23 protein-coding genes are annotated in these 25,227 nt (G+C 62.5%); 4 read left to right on the top strand and 19 right to left on the bottom strand.

Features of this window, described 5'->3' with window-relative positions:
- Positions 1-12: 12 nt before the first annotated feature.
- The 6 genes from ABIE40_RS25705 to ABIE40_RS25680 all read right to left on the bottom strand — a co-directional run bounded on the left by ABIE40_RS25705 (position 13) and on the right by ABIE40_RS25680 (position 6,518).
- A complete protein-coding gene (locus tag ABIE40_RS25705) occupies positions 13-1,734 on the bottom strand; it encodes an ABC transporter ATP-binding protein (protein WP_199625286.1) in 1,722 nt (573 codons plus the stop codon).
- Positions 1,735-1,984: 250 nt separating this feature from the next.
- Positions 1,985-2,842: a transporter substrate-binding domain-containing protein gene (locus ABIE40_RS25700; RefSeq protein WP_199625285.1), complete on the bottom strand. Its 858-nt coding sequence runs from the start codon at positions 2,840-2,842 to the stop codon at positions 1,985-1,987.
- A 34-nt stretch (positions 2,843-2,876) separates the two neighbouring features.
- A complete protein-coding gene (locus ABIE40_RS25695) occupies positions 2,877-3,641 on the bottom strand; it encodes an ABC transporter ATP-binding protein (protein ID WP_199625284.1) in 765 nt (254 codons plus the stop codon).
- Complete coding sequence (locus ABIE40_RS25690; RefSeq protein WP_199625283.1) at positions 3,638-4,378, bottom strand: ABC transporter permease; 741 nt, start codon at positions 4,376-4,378, stop codon at positions 3,638-3,640. The genes ABIE40_RS25695 and ABIE40_RS25690 overlap by 4 nt, the downstream gene beginning before the upstream one ends.
- On the bottom strand, positions 4,378-5,097 hold the full coding sequence (locus ABIE40_RS25685; RefSeq protein ID WP_199625282.1) for an ABC transporter permease: 720 nt from the start codon (positions 5,095-5,097) through the stop codon (positions 4,378-4,380). The genes ABIE40_RS25690 and ABIE40_RS25685 overlap by 1 nt, the downstream gene beginning before the upstream one ends.
- Entirely contained in the window at positions 5,094-6,518 is a 1,425-nt protein-coding gene (locus ABIE40_RS25680) for a M20 family metallopeptidase (RefSeq protein WP_199625281.1), read from the bottom strand. Before ABIE40_RS25680 ends, ABIE40_RS25685 begins: the two co-directional genes overlap by 4 nt.
- Positions 6,519-6,691: 173 nt before the next feature.
- Here ABIE40_RS25680 and ABIE40_RS25675 point away from each other — a divergent pair, with 173 nt between their 5' ends.
- Entirely contained in the window at positions 6,692-7,327 is a 636-nt protein-coding gene (locus ABIE40_RS25675; protein WP_130283836.1) for a GntR family transcriptional regulator, read from the top strand.
- 46 nt (positions 7,328-7,373) lie between these two features.
- Here ABIE40_RS25675 and ABIE40_RS25670 read toward each other — a convergent pair whose 3' ends face one another.
- From ABIE40_RS25670 to ABIE40_RS25630, 9 genes are all read right to left on the bottom strand, one after another.
- The gene (locus tag ABIE40_RS25670) at positions 7,374-9,098 is read right to left on the bottom strand and encodes an ABC transporter substrate-binding protein (RefSeq protein WP_199625280.1); all 1,725 of its coding nucleotides are present in this window, start codon (positions 9,096-9,098) and stop codon (positions 7,374-7,376) included.
- 79 nt (positions 9,099-9,177) lie between these two features.
- On the bottom strand, positions 9,178-9,459 hold the full coding sequence (locus ABIE40_RS25665) for a DUF2160 domain-containing protein (RefSeq protein ID WP_112711968.1): 282 nt from the start codon (positions 9,457-9,459) through the stop codon (positions 9,178-9,180).
- Between the two features lie 13 nt (positions 9,460-9,472).
- Positions 9,473-10,300: a carbohydrate ABC transporter permease gene (locus ABIE40_RS25660; protein WP_199625279.1), complete on the bottom strand. Its 828-nt coding sequence runs from the start codon at positions 10,298-10,300 to the stop codon at positions 9,473-9,475.
- A 14-nt stretch (positions 10,301-10,314) separates the two neighbouring features.
- The gene (locus ABIE40_RS25655; RefSeq protein WP_199625278.1) at positions 10,315-11,181 is read right to left on the bottom strand and encodes a carbohydrate ABC transporter permease; all 867 of its coding nucleotides are present in this window, start codon (positions 11,179-11,181) and stop codon (positions 10,315-10,317) included.
- A gap of 2 nt (positions 11,182-11,183) precedes the next feature.
- Positions 11,184-12,254, bottom strand: a complete 1,071-nt coding sequence (locus ABIE40_RS25650) for an ABC transporter ATP-binding protein (RefSeq protein WP_199625277.1) — start codon at positions 12,252-12,254, stop codon at positions 11,184-11,186.
- Positions 12,255-12,263: 9 nt separating this feature from the next.
- Positions 12,264-13,343 carry an ABC transporter ATP-binding protein gene (locus ABIE40_RS25645; protein ID WP_199625276.1) on the bottom strand — a complete coding sequence of 360 codons (1,080 nt, stop codon included), beginning with the start codon at positions 13,341-13,343 and terminating at the stop codon, positions 12,264-12,266.
- A gap of 43 nt (positions 13,344-13,386) precedes the next feature.
- Positions 13,387-14,916, bottom strand: coding sequence for a glycerol-3-phosphate dehydrogenase (gene glpD / locus ABIE40_RS25640; RefSeq protein WP_199625275.1), 1,530 nt, complete (start codon positions 14,914-14,916; stop codon positions 13,387-13,389).
- 199 nt (positions 14,917-15,115) lie between these two features.
- The gene (gene pepT, locus ABIE40_RS25635) at positions 15,116-16,348 is read right to left on the bottom strand and encodes a peptidase T (RefSeq protein ID WP_199625274.1); all 1,233 of its coding nucleotides are present in this window, start codon (positions 16,346-16,348) and stop codon (positions 15,116-15,118) included.
- Positions 16,349-16,425: 77 nt separating this feature from the next.
- Complete coding sequence (locus tag ABIE40_RS25630) at positions 16,426-17,319, bottom strand: LysR family transcriptional regulator (protein WP_199625273.1); 894 nt, start codon at positions 17,317-17,319, stop codon at positions 16,426-16,428.
- Positions 17,320-17,447: 128 nt separating this feature from the next.
- Here ABIE40_RS25630 and ABIE40_RS25625 point away from each other — a divergent pair, with 128 nt between their 5' ends.
- The 3 genes from ABIE40_RS25625 to ABIE40_RS25615 all read left to right on the top strand — a co-directional run bounded on the left by ABIE40_RS25625 (position 17,448) and on the right by ABIE40_RS25615 (position 20,589).
- Entirely contained in the window at positions 17,448-18,059 is a 612-nt protein-coding gene (locus ABIE40_RS25625; RefSeq protein ID WP_112717636.1) for a glutathione S-transferase family protein, read from the top strand.
- Between the two features lie 51 nt (positions 18,060-18,110).
- Positions 18,111-20,165 (top strand): pyridoxamine 5'-phosphate oxidase family protein, encoded by a 2,055-nt coding sequence (locus ABIE40_RS25620; protein ID WP_199625272.1) that lies wholly within the window; start codon positions 18,111-18,113, stop codon positions 20,163-20,165.
- Between the two features lie 76 nt (positions 20,166-20,241).
- The gene (locus ABIE40_RS25615; protein ID WP_130280982.1) at positions 20,242-20,589 is read left to right on the top strand and encodes a hypothetical protein; all 348 of its coding nucleotides are present in this window, start codon (positions 20,242-20,244) and stop codon (positions 20,587-20,589) included.
- Positions 20,590-21,260: 671 nt separating this feature from the next.
- Here ABIE40_RS25615 and ABIE40_RS25610 read toward each other — a convergent pair.
- From ABIE40_RS25610 to ABIE40_RS25595, 4 genes are all read right to left on the bottom strand, one after another.
- Positions 21,261-21,899, bottom strand: a complete 639-nt coding sequence (locus ABIE40_RS25610) for an alpha/beta hydrolase family protein (protein ID WP_199625271.1) — start codon at positions 21,897-21,899, stop codon at positions 21,261-21,263.
- A 40-nt stretch (positions 21,900-21,939) separates the two neighbouring features.
- Positions 21,940-22,137 carry a hypothetical protein gene (locus ABIE40_RS25605; RefSeq protein ID WP_112717644.1) on the bottom strand — a complete coding sequence of 66 codons (198 nt, stop codon included), beginning with the start codon at positions 22,135-22,137 and terminating at the stop codon, positions 21,940-21,942.
- A gap of 92 nt (positions 22,138-22,229) precedes the next feature.
- A complete protein-coding gene (locus ABIE40_RS25600; protein ID WP_199625270.1) occupies positions 22,230-23,609 on the bottom strand; it encodes an aspartate aminotransferase family protein in 1,380 nt (459 codons plus the stop codon).
- A gap of 36 nt (positions 23,610-23,645) precedes the next feature.
- Positions 23,646-25,142: an NAD-dependent succinate-semialdehyde dehydrogenase gene (locus tag ABIE40_RS25595; RefSeq protein WP_199625269.1), complete on the bottom strand. Its 1,497-nt coding sequence runs from the start codon at positions 25,140-25,142 to the stop codon at positions 23,646-23,648.
- Between the last annotated feature and the right edge of the window lie 85 nt (positions 25,143-25,227).

The following is a 25,227-nucleotide window of genomic DNA, read 5'->3' as shown; positions in this document are numbered from 1 at the left end:
CCGGGCGTTTCGTCAGGCGACCGCGCCGAACTGGGCGTTGTGCAGGCGGGAATAGGCGCCGTTGCGGGCGAGAAGCTCGGCATGCGTGCCTTGCTCCTCGATGCCGCGGGGACCCATCACCACGATGCGGTCGGCATTGCGGATGGTGGCCAGGCGGTGGGCGACGACCAGTGTCGTGCGTCCTTCCGACAGTTCCGAAAGCGCCTGCTGGATCGCATATTCCGTTGCCGTATCCAGCGCCGAAGTCGCTTCGTCGAGGGTCAGGATTGGCGGGTTCTTCAGGAAGATACGGGCAATCGCCAGGCGCTGCTTCTGGCCGCCCGAGAGCTTGACGCCACGCTCGCCGGTCGGCGTATCCAGGCCTGCCGGCAGCGAACGCACGAACTCGTCGAGCGACGAGCGCCTGAGCGCTTCCATGATGTCCGCATCCGATGCGCCGAGACGGCCATAGGCGATATTCTCACGGATGGTCGAGCCGAACAGGAAGACATCCTGCTGCACGATGCCGATCTGGCTGCGCAGCGAGGCCTGCGTCATGTCGCGGATATCGATGCCATCGATGGTGATGGCGCCCGATGTCACATCGTAGAAGCGCGGCAGCAGCGAGCAGATCGTCGTCTTGCCGGCGCCCGAAGGGCCGACGAAGGCGACGGTCTCGCCTGCAGAGATCGTCAGGTTCAGCTTGTCCAGCACCTTGCCGTGATCGGAATAGCCGAAGGAGACGTCCTTGTAGGCGATATCGCCGTGCAGCGATCTGACGGTGACGGCATCCGGACGGTCGGCAAGATCCGGCTCGGTGTCGATCAGCGAGATGAAGCGCTTAAAGCCGGCAATCCCCTTCGGATACATTTCGAGCACCGAGGTGATCTTGTCGATCGGGTGGAAGAAGACGTTGACGAGCAGCAGGAAGCCGACGAAGCCGCCATAGGTCAGCTCGCCATTGACGACGTAGAAGGTGCCGGCAACCATGATGACCAGCTGCACCAGCCGGGTGCTGAGATAGCTGAGCGCAATGCTCGCCGTCATATAGCGATAGGCGCTGAGCTTGGTCTCGCGGTAGCCCTCGTTATTGAGGGCGAAGAGCTCGCTCTCATAGCCTTCGTTGCCGAAGGCCTTGACGACGCGGATGCCGCCGACGCTTTCCTGAACGCGGGTGTTGAAGTCGCCGACTTTGCGGAACAGGTTGCGCCAGGTGACCGTCATCTTGGCACCGTAGCGGCTGACGAGCCAGGTCATGAACGGCACGATCGTCGTCGTCAGCAGCGCCAGCTTCCAATGCACTGTGAACATCAGGATGAAGGCGCCGATGAAGGTCATGATGGCGATGAACACGTCCTCGGGACCGTGATGGGCGACTTCGCCCACCTCTTCGAGATCCTTGGTGACGTGGGTGATCAGATGGCCGGTCTTGTTGTTGTCGAAATAGCTGAACGACAGCTTCTGGATGTGATCGAAGGCCTGGCGGCGCATGTCCGACTCGATCGAGATGCCGAGCGCATGACCCCAATAGTTGACCACAGCCATCAGGCCGGTATTGACGGCATAGACCGTGAGAAGTGCAGCCGCGACGGCGGCGATCAGCCCCCAGTCACGGCCGGGAAGCAGCTCGTCGACGAAGAGCTTGACGGCAAGCGGAAAGCCGAGTTCCAGGAGGCCGGCAATGACGGCGCAGCCGAAATCAAGGAAAAACAAGCGCTTGTAACGCGCATAGTAAGAGAAGAAGCGACGAAACATGAGTGCCCTCCAGGGCAGTATCTGTCAGGATCGTAGGATGGGAAGCGGGCCGAACAGACGAGCCCAATCGGCACCGCTGTTCAGCGTTGTGTTGTGCCGAGATTTCGCATCGTGACGATCCTCCTTCATGAGTCGCTGCAGGGACTTATAGTATGACAGCATCGCGCTGTCACTACAGATTGTGCTGAAAACAAGAAAACCCGGCGAGGCTGCGCGTCGCCGGGTTCTGAGAATGCAAAGCGTCAGGGCCTCACTTCGGCGTAACGTCGAAGCCGAACCACTTTTCCGACAGCGTCTTGATCGTGCCGTCTGCCTTGGCGGCGGCGATTGCTTCGTTGAACATCGCCTTCAGCGCGGTATCGTCCTTACGCAGACCGACCGAGCTGCCGCGACCGAGGAAGCCGCCCTGGAAGCGCGGACCCGTCGTCGTCATGTCTTCGTTGCCAGGCTTCTGCGAAGCGGTGGTGAGATAGGCCATCGAGGCCATCACCAGATCGACGCGGCCTGCCTTGAGGTCGAGATCATGCTCTTCCGTTGTCTTGTACTCGCGCACTTCGACGACGCCCTTCAGGTACTTGTCGACGAAGGCGGCGGCGGTGGAAGCGGTCTGCACACCGATCGTCTTGCCCTGCAGCGCCGGCTTGATCTTGTCGATCTCGGCGGCGGCACCAGCCTCGTCGCTGGCGAGCGAGAAGACCTGGCCCTTTTCAGGCAGGCCTGCCAGATCGCTTTCCTTCGAGGTGGCGAAAGCCTGGCCGGTGGAGCCGTAGGAATCGCTGAAGGCGATCACTTCCTCGCGCTTGGCGGTCGCCGACATGCCGGAGATGATGGCGTCGAACTTGCCGGCATTCAGGCCCGGGATCATGCCGTCGAAGTTCTGGACGACGACCTTGCACTCGACCTTCATGTGGGCGCACAGATACTTGGTGAGCTCGATCTCGTAGCCGTCAAGCGTGCCGTCCGGCTTGGTGAAGTTGTAAGGCTTGAACGCACCTTCGGTGGCGATCGTCACCGTCGTCCACTTCTTGTCGTCGGCATGGGCGATGCCTGCGGTAGCAATAACCGCCGTTGTGGCTGCTGCGGTCAGAACCCGCAAAAGAATTGTCATTTTAGCTCCCCTTTTCTTGGTTTGGGCTGAGAGATTATTTGCTGATGAACTGCCGGAAGCGTTCCGAGCGCGAATTGGCAAAGACGTCCTGCGGGCGGCCGTCTTCCTCGACGACGCCCTGATGCAGGAAGACGACGCGGCTGGAGACGTCGCGGGCAAAGCCCATCTCGTGGGTGACGACCAGCATCGTGCGGCCTTCCTCGGCGAGCGCGCGCATGACGCGCAGCACTTCGCCGACAAGCTCGGGATCGAGTGCCGAAGTCGGCTCGTCGAACAGCATCACCTTGGGGCGCATGGCGAGTGCGCGGGCGATCGCGGCGCGCTGCTGCTGGCCGCCGGAAAGGTGGGCCGGATAGAAATTGCGCTTCTCGGCAATGCCGACCTTGGCAAGCAGCGCCTCGGCTTCCTCGATGCATTCGGCGCGGTTGCGCCCCTGCACGTGAACGGGTGCCTCGATGACGTTTTCGAGCACGGTCTTGTGGGACCAGAGATTGAAGCTCTGGAACACCATGCCGAGCTGCGAGCGGATGCGGTCGACCTGCTTGCGGTCGGCCGGGCGGCTGCCGCCTTTGGCGTCGGGCGTCATACGGATCGTCTCGCCGGCCACCGTCACTTCGCCGGAATTCGGCGTCTCCAGGAGATTGATGCAGCGCAGGAAAGTCGACTTGCCGGAGCCCGACGAGCCGAGGATCGAGACGACGTCGCCCTCATGGGCATCGAGCGAAATGCCCTTCAGCACTTCGACATTGCCGAAGCTCTTGTGCAGGTTCTTGACGCTGAGAGCGGTTGCCGCGGTCATCGGGCGTCTCCTTCAAGTACAGGCGCAGCTTTCACTGCCGGATGATAGGGAACGGGCTGGCGCAGATGCGGGCTCAGCCAATATTCGAGGAGATGAACGAGGCGCGTCAGCAGGAAGTTGATCGCCAGATAGATGGCACCGGCAACGATGAAGACCTCGATTGCCCGGTAGGTCTCCGAAATGATGCGGGCTGCGACGCCGGTCACTTCCATCAGCGTGATGATCGAGGCGAGCGAGGTCGCCTTCACCATTGAGATCATCTCGTTGCTATAGCCCGGCAGTGCCTGGCGAATGGCGAGCGGCATGACGATGCGCCGGAACTGCATCAGCCGTGGCATGCCGCAGGCGCGGGCCGCTTCGATCTGGCCGAAGGGAACCGAAAGCAGGCCGCCGCGGATGATTTCGCTGGCATAGGCGGCAGTATTCATGGTGAGCGCCAGCACGGCGCACCAATAGGGCTCGCGCAGGAACGGCCAGAAGATGCTGTGGCGAACGGCCGGGAACTGGCCGAGGCCGTAGTAGAGCAGGAAGATCTGGACGAGCAGCGGCGTGCCGCGGAAGACGAAGACATAGCTGCGGGCGAACCACTCGAGCGCCTTGTTGCCGGAAAGGCGGCAGAGCGCGATGGCCAGCGCCAGGACGGCGCCGAGCGCAATCGAGGTGGCAGCAAGCTCGACGGTCAGCGGAATGGCTGAAACCAGGCTGACGAAGGTTTCAAACAGAAATTGCCAGTCCATCAGCCTCTCCTCACGCCACGCGAAAAGTGCTTTTCGGCACGCCGTAGAAACAGGCCGGAGCCGGTGGAGATGACGAGGTAGATCGCCCCGGCGATAACGTAGAAATCGAAGGGCAGGCCGGTCGAGCCGGCGGCGATCTGCGTCTGGCGCAGCAACTCCGCGACGCCGGTGATGGAAACGAGGGCGGATTCCTTCAGCACCACCTGCCAGACGTTGCCGAGGCCGGGGAGCGCATGGCGCAGCGTCAACGGCGCGACGATGCGGCGGAAGCGCAGGGCGCGGCCCATGCCGCAGGCGATCGCCGCTTCGATTTCACCGGGATGGACCGCCTTGAAGGCGCCGCGGAAGACTTCGGTGAACTGGGCGCCGGAGGTGACGCCGACGGCAAGCGAGCCGGCCAGAAAGCCCGGAAAACCGAGAAAGCCCTCGGCGCCGAACAGCTTGCCGATCGCGGTCACCGCCGCGCTGCCGCCGAAATAGAAGAGGTAGATGACGAGCAGATCCGGGATGCCGCGAAGGACTGTCGTATAGGTATCAGCCGCGATCTTCAGGCCGCGGCCACCCGATATTTTCGCCCATGCGCCGAAGGAACCGATCACGGCGCCGGTCGAATAGCCTGCGAGCGCGATCAGAATGGTCATCCACGCGCCTGCAAGCAGCGCCTTGCCCCATCCGTCGGGGCCGAAGCTGATAAGCTCGAGGATGCCCGGCTGGTTCATGACGCCTGCCTTTCGGGAAGCGGCGGCTGCACGTCGTCAGGGATCGGATTGACGAATGGCGTCCCATCGAGGCGGCCCTTCAGGTCCGCCTTGGCCGCCTCGATGAGATCGGGATTGCGGATCAGGTCGATGGCGGTGCTCGCCATGACCTTCGCCGCGTGTTCCGTGCCCTTGTGGGCAGCCGGAAGTTTGCCCTGGGCAACGAGCTGCCAGGAATGGCCGGGCGTGCCGATCGCGTAGGTGGCACCGCGCATCTGCACGGTCGGAACCACCCAGCTGACGCTGCCGACATCGGTCGAGCCGACGATGGAGCTGTCGCCGGCATAAAGCGGGAAGATTTCCTCGCAGAGCGGCTGGTCCTTCTTCGGCTTCAGGCCGAACCGGGCGTAGGACGAGGCGATGTCCTCGGGGCTCATCGTCGCCTGGAACTTGCGGGCCGTCTCGCGGTCGGCATCGTCGAAGACGGGTGCGCCGAGGCGCTGGAGATTGGCAAACATCAGGTCCTCGAGCGGCACGTTGCCGACGAGATTGGCGTCGCCGCTGATCACTTCGCTGCGCACCGTGGTCTCGGTCATCAGCGCTGCACCCTCGGCAACCTTCTTGACGCGGGCGACCAGCGACAGCAGTTCGGGGAGGTTGCGGGCGCGCACGAGGTAGCGTACCGTTGCCTTGGCCTGCACGACATTCGGGGCGGAACCGCCGGTATCGGTCACGGCATAGTGGATGCGCGCGCTCGACGGCATGTGCTCGCGCATATAGTTGACGCCGACATTCATCAGTTCGACGGCATCCAGCGCGCTGCGGCCGAGGTGCGGGGTGGCCGAGGCATGCGAGGCGCGGCCGCTGAAATGGAAGTTCAGCTCGTTGCAGGCGAGCGAGACCGGATTGTTGACGCCGGCAAAGGCTGCCGGATGCCAGCAGATGGCGATATCGACATCATCGAAGACGCCGGCGCGCACCATGAAGCCCTTCGACGAGCCGCCTTCTTCGGCCGGGCAGCCGTAATAGCGGATGCGGCCCTTCAGTCCGTTCTCGGCCAGGAAATCCTTGACGGCGGAAGCCGCCAGCATGGAGCCGGCGCCGAGCATGTTGTGCCCGCAGCCGTGGCCGTTGCCGTTGGTAACTGCTTCCTGCTTTTCCGCTAGGCCGGCAACCTGGCTCAGGCCGGGCAGGGCGTCGAATTCGCCGAGAATGGCAATAACCGGACCGTCTTCGCCGGCTTCACCCATCACAGCCGTCGGCAGGCCGGCAATGCCGCGCTCGACCCTGAACCCCTCGGCTTCCAGCTGGCGGGCGTGCTCTTCGGCGGAGCGATACTCTTCGTAATTCGTCTCCGGCATATCCCAGATGCGATCGCTCAATGCGGCGAAGGCTTCGCTCTTGGCTTCGACGATGTCCCAGACGGCTTCGGTGTTTTTCATGGCTTTCAAAACGGCTTCGTTTCGCATAGTATCCAAAATTGGCGCCAATTTAGGTTACAAAAAATCTTTGCGCAATCCATGGGCATGAATAAATTTTGGACGAACTCAAACGGTTGCCACGCCTACAGAATTTGAAACAGGCGTGTTATCGGTGATGAAAAAGGGGATTGGAAATGGCTGACGTCGTGATGGAAGAAGAGCCGGAATCGGCCAGCGCGCGCGACGTGACGGACTTCATCCTGCAGGACATTCTGGCCGGCGTTCTCTTGCCCGGCACCTGGCTGAAGCAGATCGATCTCGAGCGCCGCTATAAGTGCACGCGCCCGGAAGTGCGCCGCGCGCTTGACCGTCTGGCGCAGAAGCGCCTTGTCGAGCATGTCCCAAACCGCGGCTACCACGTCTATGAGCCGGATGGCCGCCGCGCCCAGGAAGTCAGCGAAATCCGCATCATCCTGGAAACCGCGATCGCGGCAACGATCGTTTCGAACGCCGCGGCCGACGAGATCGCAAAGCTCAGGAAGCTTGCCGATCACTTCGATCTGATGGTGCTGAACGGAACGATGCTGGAGCTCTACGAAGCCAATCTGGCCTTTCACCGCCAGCTGCTGACGCTCGGCGGCAATATCGAACTCGTCGATCTCATCACCGAGATCCGGCAGAGAACGTCTTCAGCACCGGTCTCGCAATGGCGCACGCGCGCCCGGGTCGAACAATCCGGCCGCGAGCATCATCAGATGATCGATGCGATCGCGGCCGGAAATGTCGAGAAGCTGAAGGAGCTGGTCCGCCAGCACATCCTGCAGCGTTGATGAAGCAGGCCGGGAGCCTCGTCTCCCCCGGCCCGCACGGTCATGATCAGTTGGACTGCCAGCTCTTGACGAGCTCGTCGTAATTGATCGTGACCGGCTTTTCCTTCTCGTTTTCGATCTTCAGCTGCGGAGCGAGGTTGCCCTTGGCGACGGCATCCTTGTTCCAGTATTCGAGATCGTGCTCCTCGGCGAGCTTCGGCCCGATGTCACCCTGAACCTTGGCGCGTTCGAGGCGCTGCAGCACCTTTTCCTGCTCGGAGCAAAGCGAATCCATGGCTTCCTGCGCGGTCTTGGCCCCGGAAGAGGCGTCACCGACGGCCTGCCACCAGAGCTGTGCGAGCTTCGGATAGTCAGGAACGTTAGTGCCGGTCGGCGACCACTGGACGCGGGCGGGCGAGCGATAGAACTCGATCAAGCCGCCGAGCTTGGGAGCGCGCTCCGTGAAGCTCTTGTCGCGAATGGTCGACTCGCGGATGAAGGTCAGGCCGACATGGCTCTTCTTCACGTCCACGGTCTTCGACGTCACGAACTGCGCGTAGAGCCAGGCGGCCTTGGCGCGGTCATCGGGGGTCGACTTCATCAACGTCCAGGAACCGACGTCCTGATAGCCGAGCTTCATGCCGTCCTTCCAGTAGACGCCGTGCGGTGAGGGCGCCATGCGCCATTTCGGCGTGCCGTCCTCGTTGACGACGGGCAGGCCCGGCTCGACGGCATCAGCCGTAAAGGCCGTGTACCAGAAGATCTGCTGAGCCACTTCGCCCTGCGCCGGAACTGGGCCGGATTCGGAGAAGTTCATGCCCTGCGCTGCCGGCGGTGCGTAAGCCTTCAACCAATCCAGATATTTCTGGATCGAGTAGACGGCGGCCGGGCCGTTGGTATCGCCGCCGCGGGCGACGCACGAACCGACGGGACGGGAGTTCTCGTCGACCTTGATGCCCCATTCGTCGACCGGAAGGCCGTTCGGGAGGCCCTTGTCACCGTTGCCGGCCATCGACAGCCAGGCGTCGGTGAAGCGCCAGCCGAGCGACGGGTCCTTCTTGCCGTAGTCCATGTGGCCGAAGACCTTCTTGCCGCCGATGTCGCGGCCGGTGAAGAATTCGGCGATGTCCTCATAGGCCGACCAGTTGACCGGGACGCCGAGATCATAGCCGTACTTCGCCTTGAAGTCGGCCTTGTTCTTCTCGTCGTTGAACCAGTCGTAACGGAACCAGTAGAGGTTCGCGAACTGCTGGTCGGGAAGCTGGTATAGCTTCTTGTCCGGCGCGGTCGTGAACTTGGTGCCGATGAAGTCGTCGATGTCGAGACCGGGATTGGTGACGTCCTTGCCTTCGTTCGCCATCCAGTCGGTCAGCGAGCGGGCCTGCTGGTAGCGCCAATGGGTGCCGATCAGGTCCGAGTCGTTGACATAGGCGTCGTAGATATTCTCGCCCGACTGCATCTGCGTCTGCAGCTTTTCGACGACATCGCCTTCGCCGATCAGGTCGTGGGTGATCTTGATGCCGGTGATCGCCGTGAAGGCGGGCGCCAGCACCTTGGATTCATATTCGTGGGTCGTCAGGGTTTCGGAAACGACCTTGATGTCCATCCCGGAGAAGGGCTTGGCAGCGTCGATGAACCACTGCATTTCCTTTTCCTGGTCGGCGCGCGGGAGCGACGATAGATCGCCGATCTCCTTGTCGAGGAAGGTTTTCGCCTCGTCCATACCGGCATAGGCAGAGCCCGTCATTGCCAGCAAAATGCCTGCTGTCGTCGCTAGTAGATGCCGTCGCATAATATCCTCCCAGGGTTTGCGATTGCAGTCTTCACGTCTCAGGCGGCCAGTACCCCCGGCCATCTGTCTCACCTTGGCATCACACGTATCGGAACACGCCGATGGCGTAGATCACGGAGATGCCAAGAGCCCACCACAGGCCGGGTCCGACAAGACCCAGCCATGCCAGATGAATGAACGCTGCCCCGAGCAGCGAAATGAAGAGACGGTCGCCGCGCGTCGTCTCGAAGCGCAGCAGACCGGTGCGCGGCGAGCCGCCAGGCACGAAATATTCCCAGACGCTCATGCCGACGAGCAGCATCAGGATCGTCAGGAAGAACAGCGCCGTCGGCAGCGTCCAGGCCATCCAGGAAAAGGTCATGGTCGTCTCCTCCTCAGACGCGGCCCAGGGCAAAGCCCTTGGCGATGTAGTTGCGGACGAAATAGATGACGAGGGCGCCGGGCACGATGGTCAGCACGCCGGCCGCAGCCAGCACGCCCCAGTCCATGCCTGCTGCCGAAACGGTGCGCGTCATGATCGCCGAGATCGGCTTGGCGGCCGTCGTCGTCAGCGTGCGGGCCAGCAGCAGCTCCACCCACGAGAACATGAAGCAGAAGAAGGCGGCGACGCCGACGCCACTGGCGATCAGCGGCATGAAGATCTTCACGAAGAAACGCGGGAAGGAATAGCCGTCGATATAGGCCGTCTCGTCGATCTCCTTCGGTACGCCGGACATGAAGCCTTCGAGGATCCAGACCGCCAGCGGCACGTTGAACAGGCAATGCGCCAGCGCCACCGCGATATGCGTGTCAATCAGCCCGAAGGCCGAATAGAGCTGGAAGAAGGGCAGCGCGAAGACCGCGGGCGGCGCCATGCGGTTGGTCAGAAGCCAGAAGAACAGATGCTTGTCGCCGAGGAAGCGGTAGCGCGAGAAGGCGTAGGCCGCGGGCAGGGCGGCCAGAACCGAAATCACCGTGTTCATAACGACATAGATGATCGAGTTGATATAGCCGTTATACCAGGACGGATCGGTGAAGATGACCGTGTAGTTGGCGAGCGTCGGGTTCTGCGGCCAGAGCGAGAAGGCGCCGGTGATCTCCGAATTCTCCTTGAAGCTCATGTTGACGAGCCAGTAGATCGGCAGCAGCAGGAAGACGATGTAGAGCGTCGAAACCACCCAGGAGAAGTTTCCGGCGGGCTTGTATTTCATTGTCTGAGCCATGGTCCTCTCCTTTCTCAGCTGTTGGCGTCGCTGCTGGTCATGACCGTGTAGAAGATCCACGACAGCAGCAGGATGATCAGGAAGTAGATGATCGACATCGCCGCAGCGGGGCCGAGATCGAACTGGCCGACGGCCATCTTCACGAGGTCGATCGACAGGAAAGTCGTCGAATTGCCGGGACCGCCGCCTGTGACGACAAAGGGTTCGGTATAGATCATGAAGCTGTCCATGAAGCGCAGCAGCACGGCGATCAGCAGCACCCGCTTCATTTTCGGCAGCTGAATGTAACGGAAGACGGACCAGCGCGAGGCGCCGTCGATCTTGGCGGCCTGGTAATAGGCATCCGGGATCGAGACGAGGCCGGCATAGCAGAGCAGCACGACGAGGCTCGTCCAGTGCCAGACATCCATGACGATGACGGTGATCCAGGCATCTACGGGATCGCGAACATAATTGTAGTCAAGACCGATCGCTTCCAGCGTATGGCCAAGCAGGCCGATATCGACGCGGCCAAAGACCTGCCAGATGGTGCCGACGACGTTCCACGGAATGAGCAGCGGCAGCGACATCAAGACGAGGCAGACGGGAACGCCGAGACCCTTCTTCGGCATGTTGAGCGCGATGAAGATGCCGAGCGGGATCTCGATTGCGAGGATGATCAGCGAGAAGGCGAGGTTGCGCTGCAGCGCCGCCCAGAAGCGGTCCGATTCCAGCGTCTGCACGAACCAGTCGGTGCCCGCCCAGAAGAACTCGTTGTTCCCGAACGTATCCTGCACCGAGTAGTTGACGACGGTCATCAGCGGGATGACGGCCGAGAAGGCGACGAGCACCAGCACCGGCAGAACCAGAAACCAGGCTTTGTTGTTCCAGGTCTTTTCCATGTTCAGCCCTCCCTGCCGACGCGCCAGGAATTGGCGTAGATGCTGATCGCCGCGGGATCGAAACGGACCCGCGCGTCCTCAGGAATTTCGGCATCCTCGGGGACGACGATCGCCAGCGGCTGATCGGCGAAGCGGGCGCGCACGATCTTCTGGCGGCCGATATCCTCGACCTTGGAGATCGAGACCGGCATGCCCTCGCGCCCGAGGCGGATGAATTCAGGACGGATGCCGAGCTCGACCTTGGCGGCGCCTGACGTATTCGGCGCGTAGTCGAGGCTGATCGCTTCCTGCCCGACATTGACGACATTTCCGGAGACCTTGGCGGGCATCACGTTCATACCGGGCGAACCGATGAAATAGCCGACGAAGGTGTGGCTCGGCCGCTCGAAGAGCTCGGCCGGCGTGCCGATCTGGACGATCTCGCCGTCATACATGACGGCGACCTTTTCGGCGAAGGTGAGCGCCTCCGTCTGGTCGTGCGTGACATAGACCATGGTGAAGCCGAACTGCTTGTGCAGCCGCTTCAGCTGCGAGCGAAGCACCCATTTCATATGCGGATCGATGACGGTCAGCGGCTCGTCGAAGAGGATGGCGTTGACGTCGTTTCGCACGAGGCCGCGGCCGAGCGAAATCTTCTGCTTCTGGTCGGCCGTCAGCCGCTGCGCCTTGCGCTTGGCCCAATCGGAGAGGTCGATCATCTCGAGGATTTCGCGTACGCGGCGATCAACCTCTGGCTCGGCGACGCCGCGGTTGCGCAGCGGAAAGGCCAGATTGTCGTAGACCGTCATCGTGTCGTAGATGACGGGAAACTGGAACACCTGCGCGATGTTGCGCGCCTGTGTCGAGAGGTCGGTGACGTCCTTGCCGTCGAACAGGATGCGGCCATGCGATGGCTGAAGAAGTCCTGATATGATGTTGAGAAGCGTCGTCTTTCCGCAGCCGGACGGGCCGAGCAGCGCATAGGCGCCGCCATCGGCCCATTCGTGATCGACCTCCTTCAGCGAATAGTCCTTTTCGGACCGCGGATTGGGGCCGTAGGCGTGGCGGATATGGTCGAGCGTGATGCGTGCCATGTGAGCCTCCTAAGCCGCCTGGTTGCCGGTTGCGATCGCCCGGCCATCCGGCCCGAAGGCCATGAGGTGGCGGGTGTCGAGATAGACAGCGATTTCGGTATCCGGATCGATGTCGTGGATGCCATGTGCCAGCATCACCCAGCGCACGCCGTTGAAATCGACATGCACGAAGCTTTCCGATCCCGTGATCTCGGAGATCTGCGTCTTTGCGATCAGCTTCGGCGATGCCTGCGTCTGTGCGGCCAGCGCCAGATGGTGCGGGTGGAAAGCGACGGTCGCGGCGCCGTCGGCCATGCCGGAAAGATGTGCCGGCGCGGCGAACTCGACGCCGCTTGCGTGCCGCAGGATCGGGCCGCTCTTGACGACATCGATGAAGTTCAGCGGCGGGTCGGCGAAGGTCTTGGCGGTGACGAGATCGACGGGGCGGCGATAGACGTCGATCGTCTTGCCGAATTGCGTGACCCGGCCTTCGTTCAACGTCGCGGTATTGCCGCCGAGAAGCAGGGCCTCGGAAGGTTCGGTCGTCGCGTAGACGAAGATCGCCCCGGAGGCTGCGAAGATGCGCGGCAGTTCCTCGCGAAGCTCTTCGCGCAGCTTGTAATCGAGATTAGCGAGCGGCTCGTCGAGCAGCACGAGGCTGGCATTCTTGACGAGGGCGCGGGCAAGCGCCGTGCGCTGCTGCTGGCCGCCGGAGAGATTGAGCGGCGTACGGTCGAGATAAGGCGTCAGCTTCATCAGATCGGCGGCCTTGCGCACCTCGATGTCGATGGTCTTTGCATCGCGACCGGCAATGCGCATCGGCGAGGCGATGTTCTCGTAGACCGACAATGCCGGGTAGTTGATGAACTGCTGGTAGACCATCGCGACATTGCGCTTCTGGACCCGCACGCCGGTGACGTCGGCGCCGTCGAAATGAACCGATCCGCTGGTCGGGCGGTCGAGCCCGGCCATCAGCCGCATCAGCGATGTCTTGCCGGAGAGCGTCGGTCCAAGCAGGACGTTCAGCGATCCCCGTTCGAGTGTCAGATCGGTCGGGTGAATATGGTATTCACCCCCCACCATCTTGGCGGCATTGCGCAGTTCGAGCATTCCGGTTCCCGTGCCTCCTCAAGACGGGGACCACATGCCGTTCCTATCCGGCGAGCTGTGCGGGCAGGGCGGCGATGTACTCCTCCAATGTCTGCATCTGTTCCGTCGTCATGTGTAGTCCGGCCTTGCTCCGCCTCCAGAGGACATCCTCTGCGGTGAAGGCCCATTCATGCTGCATGAGATAGCGGACTTCGGCCTCATAGAGATCCGACCCGAAATGCCGCCCGAGATCGGCGGTCGAAGCCGCCTTGCCGAGCAGGATGGTGGCCTTGGTGCCGTAGCGGCGCGTCAGCCGCCGCGCATGGGCCGGCGCCAGGAACGGATAGGCCGCCTGCAGCCTGGCAACCTCTGCCTCGTAACCCTGCGCCGGAAAGTCCCCGCCCGGCAGATGGCTCTTCGCCGTCCAGGGCGAACCCTTGATACCGATCGCCTCGCCGATCTTCTCCAGCGCATGCTCCGACAGACGCCGGTAGGTGGTGAGCTTGCCGCCGAAGACGTTGAGGAGCGGCGCTGCATTCGCCTCGCTGCCGTCTTTTCCTTCAAGCTTCAGCACATAGTCGCGCGTCGCCTCCTGCGCCTTCGAGGCGCCGTCGTCGAAGAGCGGGCGAACGGCGGAGTAGGTCCAGACGATATCGTCTGCCGTGACCGGCTCCTTGAAATACTCCGAGGCCGCCTTGCAGAGGTAATCCGTCTCTTCAGCGGATATCCTGACATCCTTGGGATCTCCACCATAATCCCGGTCGGTGGTGCCGATCAGGGTGAAGTCGTCCTCATAGGGAATGGCGAAGATGATGCGGTTGTCGGGGTTCTGGAAGAAATAGGCTTTGGGACCGTCGAACTTCTTCCTGACGATGATATGGCTGCCCTGGACGAGCCGGACATGGCGCGCCTCGTTCTGGCCGAAGGCGGCGCGGATGACGTGATCGACCCAGGGACCGGCGGCATTGACCAGCATGCGGGCCTGATGCGTTTCGCTGCGGCCCGAGAGCGTATCCACCGTCTCGATGATCCAGAGACCGTTCTCACGCCGCGCCGACACCACTTTGGTCCTCGGCATGATCAGCGCGCCCTTGTCGGCGGCATCCCGGGCGTTCAGCACCACCATGCGGGCATCGTCGACCCAGCCGTCGGAATATTCGAAGGCTTTCGTAAACAGCGCCTTCAGCGGCTTTGCTGCCGGATCGCGGCGCATGTCGAGCACTGATGTCGGCGGCAGGAGCTTGCGGCCGCCGAGGTGATCGTAGAGGAACAGCCCCAGCCGGATCAGCCAGGCCGGGCGGATGCCGCCCTTGTGATAGGGCAGGACGAAGCGCATCGGCCAGATGATGTGCGGCGCCATCGCCCAGAGCACTTCGCGCTCCATCAGCGATTCCCGCACGAGACGGAACTCGTAATGTTCGAGATAGCGGAGCCCGCCATGGATCAGCTTGGTGGCGCCCGACGAGGTGCCGGAGGCGAAGTCGTTCATCTCCGCCAGCGCCACCGAATAGCCGCGCCCCGCCGCATCACGGGCGATCCCGCAGCCGTTGATGCCTCCGCCGATCACGAATAGGTCGTGCAGTGTTTGGCCCACATTCCCCTCCCGTGCGTGCCATCAGTTTCGATTACCCTCCCCGGCAAACCGAAACTTGAGAGACTAGAAGTGAAGACGAACCGAATGTCAAACGAATGTTTGCGGGGGCCTAAAACGATCTTAGGGGCGCGAAATATTGCTCAGCTGTGCAAAGAGCGAAAATCCAGCTTTCGGATTGAGTTAGCGGTTTGGCGGGCCCTCAGGCCCGCTCTTCCCAGATCTTTGCTGTTTCGACGATCGTCGCCACGGCCTTTTCCATGTCCTGGATGCTGACCCATTCGAGCGGCGAGTGGAAGGCATGGCCACCGTCGAAAATGTTGGCGGTGGGCAGTCCCATGAAGGAGAGGCGCGACCCATCGGTGCCGCCGCGGATGCTGCCGCGCACCGGATTCATCCCGGCACGGCGGATCGCCTCGATTGCGTGTTCGACGATCTCCGGATTCCGGTCGAGCACTGACTTCATGTTGCGGTACTGGTGCTTGACCTTGAACGTGTAGGAAGAGCCGGGGTAGGCGGCGATGACATCCTTGACGATCCCTTCGAGCAGGGCTTCCTTCTCGGCAAGGCCCTCATCGACGAAATCGCGGATGATGAAGCCGAGCTCGGCCTTTTCCATCGATCCCGTCACGCCGGTCGGGTGGATGAAGCCTTCGCGCCCGGATGTGGTCTCGGGGGCGATATGCTTCGGCAGCTTGGCGACGATCTCGCCGGCGATCTTGATGGCATTCTCCATCTTGCCCTTGGCGAAACCCGGATGCATCGCAACGCCCTGGATCGAGATCTCGACGCCATCGGCCGAGAAGGTCTCGTCCTCGATCTCGCCGGCGGTCGAGCCGTCGATCGTATAGGCAAATTCGGCGCCGAGCTTCTTCAGGTCGACCTTCTCGACGCCGCGGCCGATTTCCTCGTCGGGCGTGAAGAGGATCTTGATGGTCCCGTGCTTGATCGAGGGATTGTCGACCAGAACCTTCGCCGCCGTCATGATCTCGGCTAGGCCGGCCTTGTCGTCGGCGCCGAGCAGCGTCGTACCATCGGTGGTGATAATGTCGTTGCCGATCTGATCCTTCAGCGTCGGATGGTCGGCGACGCGGATCACTTGTTGCGTATCGCCGGTCAGCGTAATGTCGCCGCCCTGATAGCTGTGGACGATCTGCGGCTTGACATTGGTGCCGGTGAAATCGGGCGCCGTGTCCATATGCGAACAGAAGCAGATGACCGGAACGCTCTTTTCCGTGTTGGCCGGGATCGTCGCGTAGACGTAGCCATGTTCATCCAGATGCGCGTCCGAAAGGCCGATCTCCAGCAGTTCCTCGACCAGCACGCGCCCGAGATTCTTCTGCTTTTCGGTCGAGGGCTGGCTCTTCGATGTCGGGTCGGACTGCGTGTCGATGACGGCGTAGCGCAGGAAGCGGTCGAGAACGGAGCTGGTCATGGGGTCATCCGGTGATTGCCTGTGGGGAAGACCGGTATAGACCGTGACGGCGCCAAGGTGAACGGCGTTTTGTGCCGTCAGCGCAGGACGGCACGCAGTCGCGGCGCGGCGAAATCCAGGAATACCCTGAGCTTCAGCGGCAATACGCCCTGCGACAGATGCACGAGATGGACAGGCGAAGGCTGCTGCTCGAACTCTTCCAGCAGCGGTACCAGCAAGCCGCCTTCGACGGCGCGTTTTGCCTGGTAGGAGAGGACCCGGGTAATCCCGAGTCCCGCCACCGCGGCATCGACGGCGGCTTCCGCCGTGTTGACCGACAGCCGTGGGTGGATCGGCGCGGCGATCTCCTGATCGTTTTCCCGCAGCGCCCAGAACTGCGCCGAAAAGATGCCCTCGAAGGAAACGCAGGCGTGATCGACAAGCTCGCGCGGATGCGCCGGGCGGCCGTGCCGCCGGAGGTAATCGGGGCTGGCATAGATCGTCCGGCGAATACTGCCGAGCCGGGTGGCGATCAGATTGTTTTCCGAGAGAGTGCGGATACGCAACGCCACATCGATATGCTCGTCCGCCAGGCTGACCGGCCGGTCGCTCATCGTTAGCCGCATGTTGATGTCAGGGAATGCCTTCAGGAAGTCGGTGATCACAGGCAGCACATGCAGCCGTCCGAAAACGATCGGCGCCGTCATCGTCAGATCGCCCTTGGGGGAGAGGTACTCGCCCGAGGCGCGCCGCTCCGCTTCCTCGACGCGACCCAGGATCTCGCGCGCCGCGCTCACATAGCCTTCGCCTGCTTCCGTCAGCGAGATCCGGCGATTGGTGCGCCTGATCAACCGTATGCCGAGATGCGCCTCAAGCTCCGAGATCTTGCGGCTGACCGTCGGCAGTGGCGAATGCAGGGCGCGCGAGGCTGCGGAGAGGCTGCCGTTTTCCACCACCGCCAGAAGCACGCTCATCGCATCGAGACGATCCATTTTGCCTTCCGAAAAATGAGAGGATGATTATCGAAATCACTATCTACTACAGGAAATCGGAAATCACTAGGTTTCTTCGCAGGTCATCAGGGCCAACCGCTTCAACCCGCTGCAAAAGGAACCCCGCCATGAAACTCTATCATTTCCCGCTCTCCGGCCATGCGCATCGCGCCGTGCTCTTTCTCTCGCTCCTCGGCGTCAAGGCGGAGCTCATCGAAGTCGATATCCCCAATGGCGAGCACAAGTCGCCGGAATATCTGAAGATCAATCCGTTCGGCCAGGTGCCGGTGCTCGACGACGATGGCGTGATCGTCAACGACTCCACTGCGATCCTCGTCTATGTCGCCAAGAAGCTTGGCCGCAAGGACTGGCTGCCGGATGACCTGCCGTCGGTTGCCAAGGTGCAGAAGTGGCTTGCCGTAGCTGCAGGCGAGATTGCCTACGGCCCGGCCGCGGCCCGTCTGATCACCGTCTTCGGCGCGAACTTCCGTCCTGAAGAAGTGATCGCCCGTGCGCATCGCATCCTGACGCTGATCGATGCCGAGCTCGAAAAACACCGCTTCATCATCGGCGACCGGCCGACGATCGCTGACATCGCTCTCTACAGCTACATCGTCAACGCACCGGAAGGGAATGTCGATCTGACGCCCTACCAGGAAGTGCGCAACTGGCTGGCACGGATCGAAGCCCTGCCGGGCTTCGTCGAGTTCCGCAAGACCGCAGCCGGTCTTGCTGCCTGATCGCAGGCTGCGGCCGGAATTGTCCGGCCGCTTTTCTCACAGGAGGCACCAATGCTTGATGGCGTCGAAAAACCAGCTTCGCCCTGGCATGAGGGCGAAATCGAGTTGCAGCGGAGCGTTGGCGTCGCCGAACAGATGGAACCTGTCGGCCGCCGGGTGCTGCGCACCTTCCTGCTCGACCAGCATCGCGAATTCTACCCGCTGCTGCCCTTCATCGCGATTGGCAGTGTCGATCCCGATGGTTGGCCCTGGGCGACGATCCGCGCCGGAAAGCCGGGTTTCATGCATTCGCCCGATCCGTTGACGCTGACCGTCGAAGCCGGCCGCGACGCAAGCGATCCGGCAGAGCGCGGCATGGAAGATGGCGATCCGATCGGCCTCGTCGGCGTGGACCTCATCACCCGCCGCCGCAACCGTCTGAACGGCACGGTCAGCCGCAGCAGCGACGACCGCTTCGATGTCGGCGTCGGCCAGAGCTTCGGCAACTGCCCGCGCTACATCCAGAACCGTTATTTCGAGTTCGTCCGCGATCCGGCCGCACCGTCTTCCTCGACGGCAATCGCCTCCGACGGGCTGGATGCGCCAGCGCGCAAAATCATCGAAGAGGCCGACACATTCTTCGTCGCCTCCTATGCCGATCGTCCCGATGAAGGGCGGCAGGTCGATGTCTCGCATCGCGGCGGCAAGCCGGGCTTCGTGCGGATCGAAGCCGATGGCAGCCTCACCGTGCCTGACTTCAACGGCAACCTGTTCTTCAGCACGCTCGGCAACTTCATCGTCAACCCGCGCGCCGGTCTGGTCTTCGTCGATCACGAGACCGGTACCGTGCTGCAACTGACGGGCAGCGTCGAGGTCATTCTCGACTCGCCGGAGATTGCCGCCTTCGAGGGGGCGGAACGGTTGTGGCGCGTCAAACCGCAGAAGGTCGTGCAGCGGCCGGATGCCTTGCCGCTGTGCTGGACCTTCGCCGAAAACGGCTTCTCGCCGAGCAGCCTGATGACCGGCAGCTGGGTCGAGGCCGACCGCCGCCTGAAGGCGGCGGCCAAGGCCAGGGCATGGCGGGCGTTCCGTGTCGAGAAGACCGTCGACGAGAGCGAGACGATCCGCTCCCTCTATCTGGCGCCCGTCGATGGCGACGCTTTGATCCCGCATCTGGCCGGTCAGCATCTGCCGGTGAAGATCACCGATGGCGATGAGGCGCTGCGCCGCAGCTATACGATCTCAAGCGCGCCATCAGACGGCTATTACCGGCTGAGCGTCAAACGCGAGGGCAGGGCATCGCAACGGCTTCACGCGCTGCAGCCGGGCGACGAGATCGAGGCGATGGCGCCCGGCGGCGCCTTCACGATCGAGGCCATGGAGCGCAAGCGGCCAGCCGTGCTGCTGGCCGCCGGCATCGGCATCACGCCGCTTTTGTCGATGCTGCGTCACGTCGTTCATGAAGGCGACCGCACGCGCCACCGCCGCCCGATCTGGCTGTTCCGCTCGTCACGGACGCGCGCCGAACGTGCCTTCGATCGCGAGATCGCCGAACTGGTCGAGAGCAGCCAGGGCACCGTCCATGATATCCGGGTGCTGAGCACTCCCGCCTCCGGCGACGAGGGCAGCTATGACGCTGCAGGCCGGATCGATATGGATCTGTTGAAGGCACATCTGCCGTTCGGCGATTATGATTTCTATCTCTGCGGCCCGGCCGCCTTCATGCAGTCGGTGCACGATGGCTTGCGTGGGTTGAACGTTGCGGAAGAGCGTATCCATGCGGAAGCCTTCGGTCCCTCGGCGCTGAAGCGGGATGCCAAACCGGCCGCTGCAGCAGCAGTGCCCTCGAAACCGGCGGCCACCGAGCCGTCGCGGGTGATCTTCACGCAGTCGGCCAAGGAAGCACGCTGGAAGCCGGGTGACGGATCGCTGCTGGAATTTGCCGAAGCGCGCGGGCTGACGCCCGCCTATGGCTGCCGCGCCGGCAATTGCGGCGATTGCAAAACGCGGATCGTCAAGGGAGATGTCAGCTATATCACGGAGCCGAGCTATCCCGTCGAAGCGGGCGAAGCGCTGATCTGCAGTGCGGTTCCGGCCGAAGGCGGTGCCCTGCATCTGGAGCTCTGAGGCGGGCTCACTGCCTTGTGAACGAACAATCCTCGCGGTCGCCGGTTAGCCTGATGACATCAGAGGAGTTTTCAAGATGTTGAAATCGCTCATCACGGCATCGCTCATCGCCGCCTCAATGGCATCCGCGGCGCTTGCCCAGACGACGGTCAGCCCCCCGGGCGGTGCATCCGGCGGTGGCATGACCGGATCGCACCAGTCGATCAGCCCCAATATCGGCGGCGGCACGACCGGCCGAACTACAACCGATCCCGGGATCACCAACAGCACCATCAACCCCGGCACCGTCGATCTCAACAAGGGTGGCCGGACCATCAATCCGGGTGGCGTCAACCGGGCCATTCCTCCGTCTATCCCGTGCGCCGGACAGCAGAACAATAGCGGCGATGCTGCCGGCACGATGGCGCCCGATTGTGCGCAGTAAAAAGCTTGGAAACGATGATAAAGGCCCGCGCTAACATGCGGGCTTTCTTGCATTAACCTGGCCTATACCAAGAAATGCGATACTCGTTTTGCGTTCTTTACCAGGTGGCACACGTTGATGGAAAATCTGTCCCACTATCAAACAGGAGGGACAGCATGAACGCTGCACCAAATTACGGTCTGATAGGTCTGGTAAGCGTAACAATGATCGTTATTGCTGCCGCCGTTTTGACTTACGCCGCGTGAGTCAAACAGACCATGTCATATCGCGCCAAATCTCATAAGGCGCTTGGCGAAGGCATCTCCCGGGCCTCGTTAAGCTTACCCCGTAACCACCATATCAGCATTCGCTTGAATCCTTGATATTTCAAGGCATTCTCCGGCCGTGGCCACACAGCCGGTTGAAGTATTGCGTACCGGCTTCCTAGTACGCCCGCCTCCCTGCTTTACCGGGAGGCGGGTGTCCTTTGGGCAACAGCTCTATGCATTGCGAAGAATCCGCGCAAAGGCGAATAGACCCTCTTGAAATTCCAAAACCGTGACGCTATCTAGCGCTCACCACCCGTATCGATGGCCTGCGCGGCTGACCTCTGGTCCGCTGAGCTTTCGCCGTCCGGGCAATAAAGAAAAGGCGCTCCCCTTTGGGTCGAGCGCCTTTTTCTTTTTCCGCAGTTATTTCAGGTTCGCCGCCCAGGCGGAGACTTCGCGGCCCAGCGTCTGCAGATGATCGGCGGCCGAGAAGCCTGAGAGCTTCTTGCGCGGCACCAGATCGTGGTCGCCATCTTCGAGCCAGAGTATGCGGATCGCCTTGGAAAGTGTGTAACCCTCGACCTCCGGCCGGGTGCCGAAAGGATCGCGGGTGCCCTGGACGATCAGCGCCGGGGTATGCAGGTTTTCCAGATGCGCGGTGCGCAGCTGCGCCGGTTTTTCCGGCGGATGGAAGGGATAGCCGAGGCAGAGGAAACCGGCGATCTCCCCGGCGGCATGAAGCTCGTCGGCCAGCATGCTGGCAACCCGCCCGCCCATCGACTTGCCGCCGATCACCAGCTTGCCCTTGGCTCCGAGCGCCGCAACAGCATCGCGATATTCCGGCTGCAGCGTTTCGGCCTTCGGCGGCGGCTTTCGCTGATCCGAGGTACGGCGCGCCGCCATATAGCCGAATTCGAAACGGGCGACGCGGAAACCGGCATCGGCGAGTGCTGCCGCGGCAGCGTTCATCGACTTGGAATCCATCGGCGCACCCGCGCCGTGGGCGAGTAGGATGGTGGTTCCGGCATCATCGGGGCCGGTGATGAGAAAGCGGCTGTCCATCAGGACGTTCTACCGCCTGACGAACTCTCCGGCCAGTCCCTCAATGGAAACGCGGCAGGTCGGGAAGGTTGGAAAATTCCTCGGTGAGGATCTCGGTCAGCGCCACCAGCACTTCCTTGCGCGAAAAGCCGGCTGCCTCGAAACGATCGATCAGATCGACGGCGTCAAGTTCCACTTCGCCGCGGCAGTGCTCGACGCGATCTGCAGATACCAGCATTGCTTCTTCAAGTGTCAGCATCTTCGTGCTCCCTTCTGAATAAGCAACTTTCGAGAGCGCAGTTGGTTCCGCGCTCTCGAAGGGGAGCCCGCGCGCTGCGGGCTCAATCAAGCTCAGAGAGACTTGAAGACCGTGTCGATGGCGCCGGCTGCCGCCTTGACGACGATATCGGCCTCCTCGCGGGTCAGGCAGAGCGGCGGTGCGAAGCCCAGGATGTCGCCCTGCGGCATGGCGCGGCCGATGACGCCGCGCTCGAGAAGGGCAGCGGCAATCTGCGGGCCGACCTTGCGGGAGACGTCGAAGAATTTGCGGTCGTCCTTGTCCTCGACGAATTCGATCGCCGCCATCAGGCCGTCGCCGCGCACTTCGCCGACATGCTTGTGAGAGCCGACGGCCTTGGCGAGTTCGCTGCGGAAGTACGCGCCGGTCTCGCCGGCATTCTTCACGAGATCGAGCTCGTCGATCAGTTCGAGATTGGCGATGCCGGCCGCCGCGCAGATCGGGTGCGCCGCATAGGTCCAGCCGTGGCCGATGGCCCCCATCTGGTCGGAGCCCTGGACCAGCACCTGCCAGACCTTGTCGGAAACGATGGTGCCGGAGAGCGGCGCGTAGGCCGAGGTCAGGCCCTTGGCGATGGTGATCAGGCCCGGCTTCATGCCGTAGTGGTCGGAGCCGAACATGGTGCCGAGGCGGCCGAAGCCGGTGACGACTTCGTCGGCGACGAGCATCACGTCATACTTGTCGAGAACCGCCTGGATCTTCTGCCAGTAGCCCTTCGGCGGCGGCACGATACCGCCGGTGCCGAGGATAGGCTCGCCGATGAAGGCCGCAACCGTATCCGGGCCTTCAGCAAGGATCATCTCTTCCAGCTTGTCGGCGCAATATTGCGAGAACTGTTCCTCGTCCATCGAGCGGTCAGGGCGGCGGAAGTAATAGGGCGCTTCCGTATGCAGAACCGGTGCGCGCGGCAGGTCGAAGGCCTTGTGGAAGAGTTCGAGCCCGGTCAGCGAGCCGGTCATGACGCCGGAACCGTGGTAGCCGCGCCAGCGCGAGATGATCTTCTTCTTCTCCGGGCGGCCGAGGATGTTGTTGTAGTACCAGATCAGCTTGATGTTGGTCTCGTTGGCATCCGAACCCGACAGGCCGAAATAGACGCGGCTCATGCCTTCAGGCGCCCGGTCGATGATCATCTTCGACAGCGTGATCGAGGCTTCCGTGCCGTGGCCGACATAGGCGTGGTAATAGGCGAGGTTCTTCGCCTGGTTGGCGATCGCATCGGCGATCTTCTGTCGGCCGTATCCGACATTGACGCAATAGAGACCGGCAAACGCATCCAGGCTGGTGCGGCCGTTGGTATCGGTGATGTAGGCGCCTTCACCCGAGGAAATGACGCGCGTCGGCGTCTCGCCGCGGGCATGCATGCCCATATGCGTCGAGGGGTGGAAGAAGTGGTCGCGGTCCCAGGCGTTGAGTTCGTTGCTTCTGTCGAGCATGGCTGATGTCCTTGATGTCTGGATTGGGAGGGCCGCTTACGCGGCAGTGTCGATGCAGAGATATTTGAGCTCGGTGAAGGCCTCGATGCCGTGGCGCGAGCCCTCGCGGCCGATGCCGGATTGCTTCCAGCCGCCGAAGGGTATCGGGCCGCCGGTGATCTTCACCCGGTTGATGGCGACCATGCCGTATTCCAGCGCCCGGCCGAGCCGCATCTGGCGTGCGCCATTGGCGGTCACGACATAGGCGACGAGGCCGTATTCGGTATCGTTCGCCTTGGCGACGACTTCCTCTTCGGTATCGAAGACCGTGATCCCAGCGACCGGGCCGAAGGTTTCCTCGTGCATGATCAGCGCGTCGGCCGGAATGTTCGAAAGCAGGGTCGGCTCGTAGAACAGTTTGCCGGCCTTGTGGCGCTTGCCGCCGGTGATGAGCTTGGCACCACGCTTCACGGCGTCCTCGACCTGTTCCTCTACCTTGGCGACAGCCCGCTCATGCATGAGGGGACCGATCTCCGCATCTGCCGAGAAGCCGTCGCCGACCTTCAGCTGGCGGATGCGCGATGCGAAAGCCTGTTCGAAACGCGGGGCGATCGAGCGATGCACGAAGATCCGGTTGGCGGCGAGGCAATCCTGCCCCGACGTCGCGAACTTGGCGTCGATGGCGATCTTCACCGCCTGCTCGATATCGGCGTCCTCGAAGATGATCAGCGGCGCGTGGCCGCCGAGTTCCATCACCAGCCGCTTCATCGTCGGCGCGCATTGTGCCGCAATCAGCCGGCCGATGCCGGTCGAGCCGGTGAAGCTGACGGCACGCACGCGGTGGTCCTCGCAAAGGCGCCCGACGATGGTTGCTGCATCGCCCGTGACGACGTTGAAGACGCCGGCGGGAATACCGGCACGCTCGCCGAGTTCGGCGAGAGCCAGTGCCGAGAGCGGCGTTTCGGAGGAGGGGTGGGCAACGACGGTGCAGCCTGCGGCAAGTGCCGCGGCCGCCTTGCGGGTGACCATGGCAGAGGGGAAATTCCAGGGGGTGACGATCGCGGTGACGCCGAGCGCCTCGCGGCGCACGATCATTTCGGCGCCCGGGAGATGGCTCGTGACATTCTCGGCATTCAGCCGTTTGCCTTCCTCGGCATACCACTCGACGAAGGATGCGGCATAGCCGATCTCTCCGAGAGACTCGGCGAGCGGCTTGCCCTGCTCGAGCGTCATGATCAGCGCCAGATCGTCCTTGGCGGCGAGCATCAGATCGTACCATTTTCTGAGAATGCGTGCGCGCTCCTGCGGCAGCAGTCCGCGCCAGGCGGGCAGCGCCCGCGAGGCGGCATCGATGGCCGCGGTGGTCTCAACGGCGCCGAGGCTTGCGACCCAGGCGACGGTCGCGCCGCTTGCCGGGTCGGTGACCTCGAAGCTCTTGTTATCGGCAGCGGACGTCCAGCGGCCGTCGCAATAGGCGAGGTCGCGCAGCAGATGCCTGTCCTTGAGACGCGAAAGCGCCTGATGAAAATCGGGGCGGGCAAAAACCGCGGTCATGTCCTGTCTCCTCGTTACCGACACCGAAGTCTTTCACGGGAGGAGGCGAGATTTTGTCCTTTGAGGGCGCTTCAAACAGAGAGAT

The organism is Rhizobium sp. OAE497, assembly GCF_040546565.1.
In the GTDB taxonomy this organism is placed as follows: domain Bacteria; phylum Pseudomonadota; class Alphaproteobacteria; order Rhizobiales; family Rhizobiaceae; genus Rhizobium.
The sequence above is the reverse complement of the archived record's forward strand: the minus strand, read 5'-3'. Positions and strand labels throughout refer to the sequence as shown.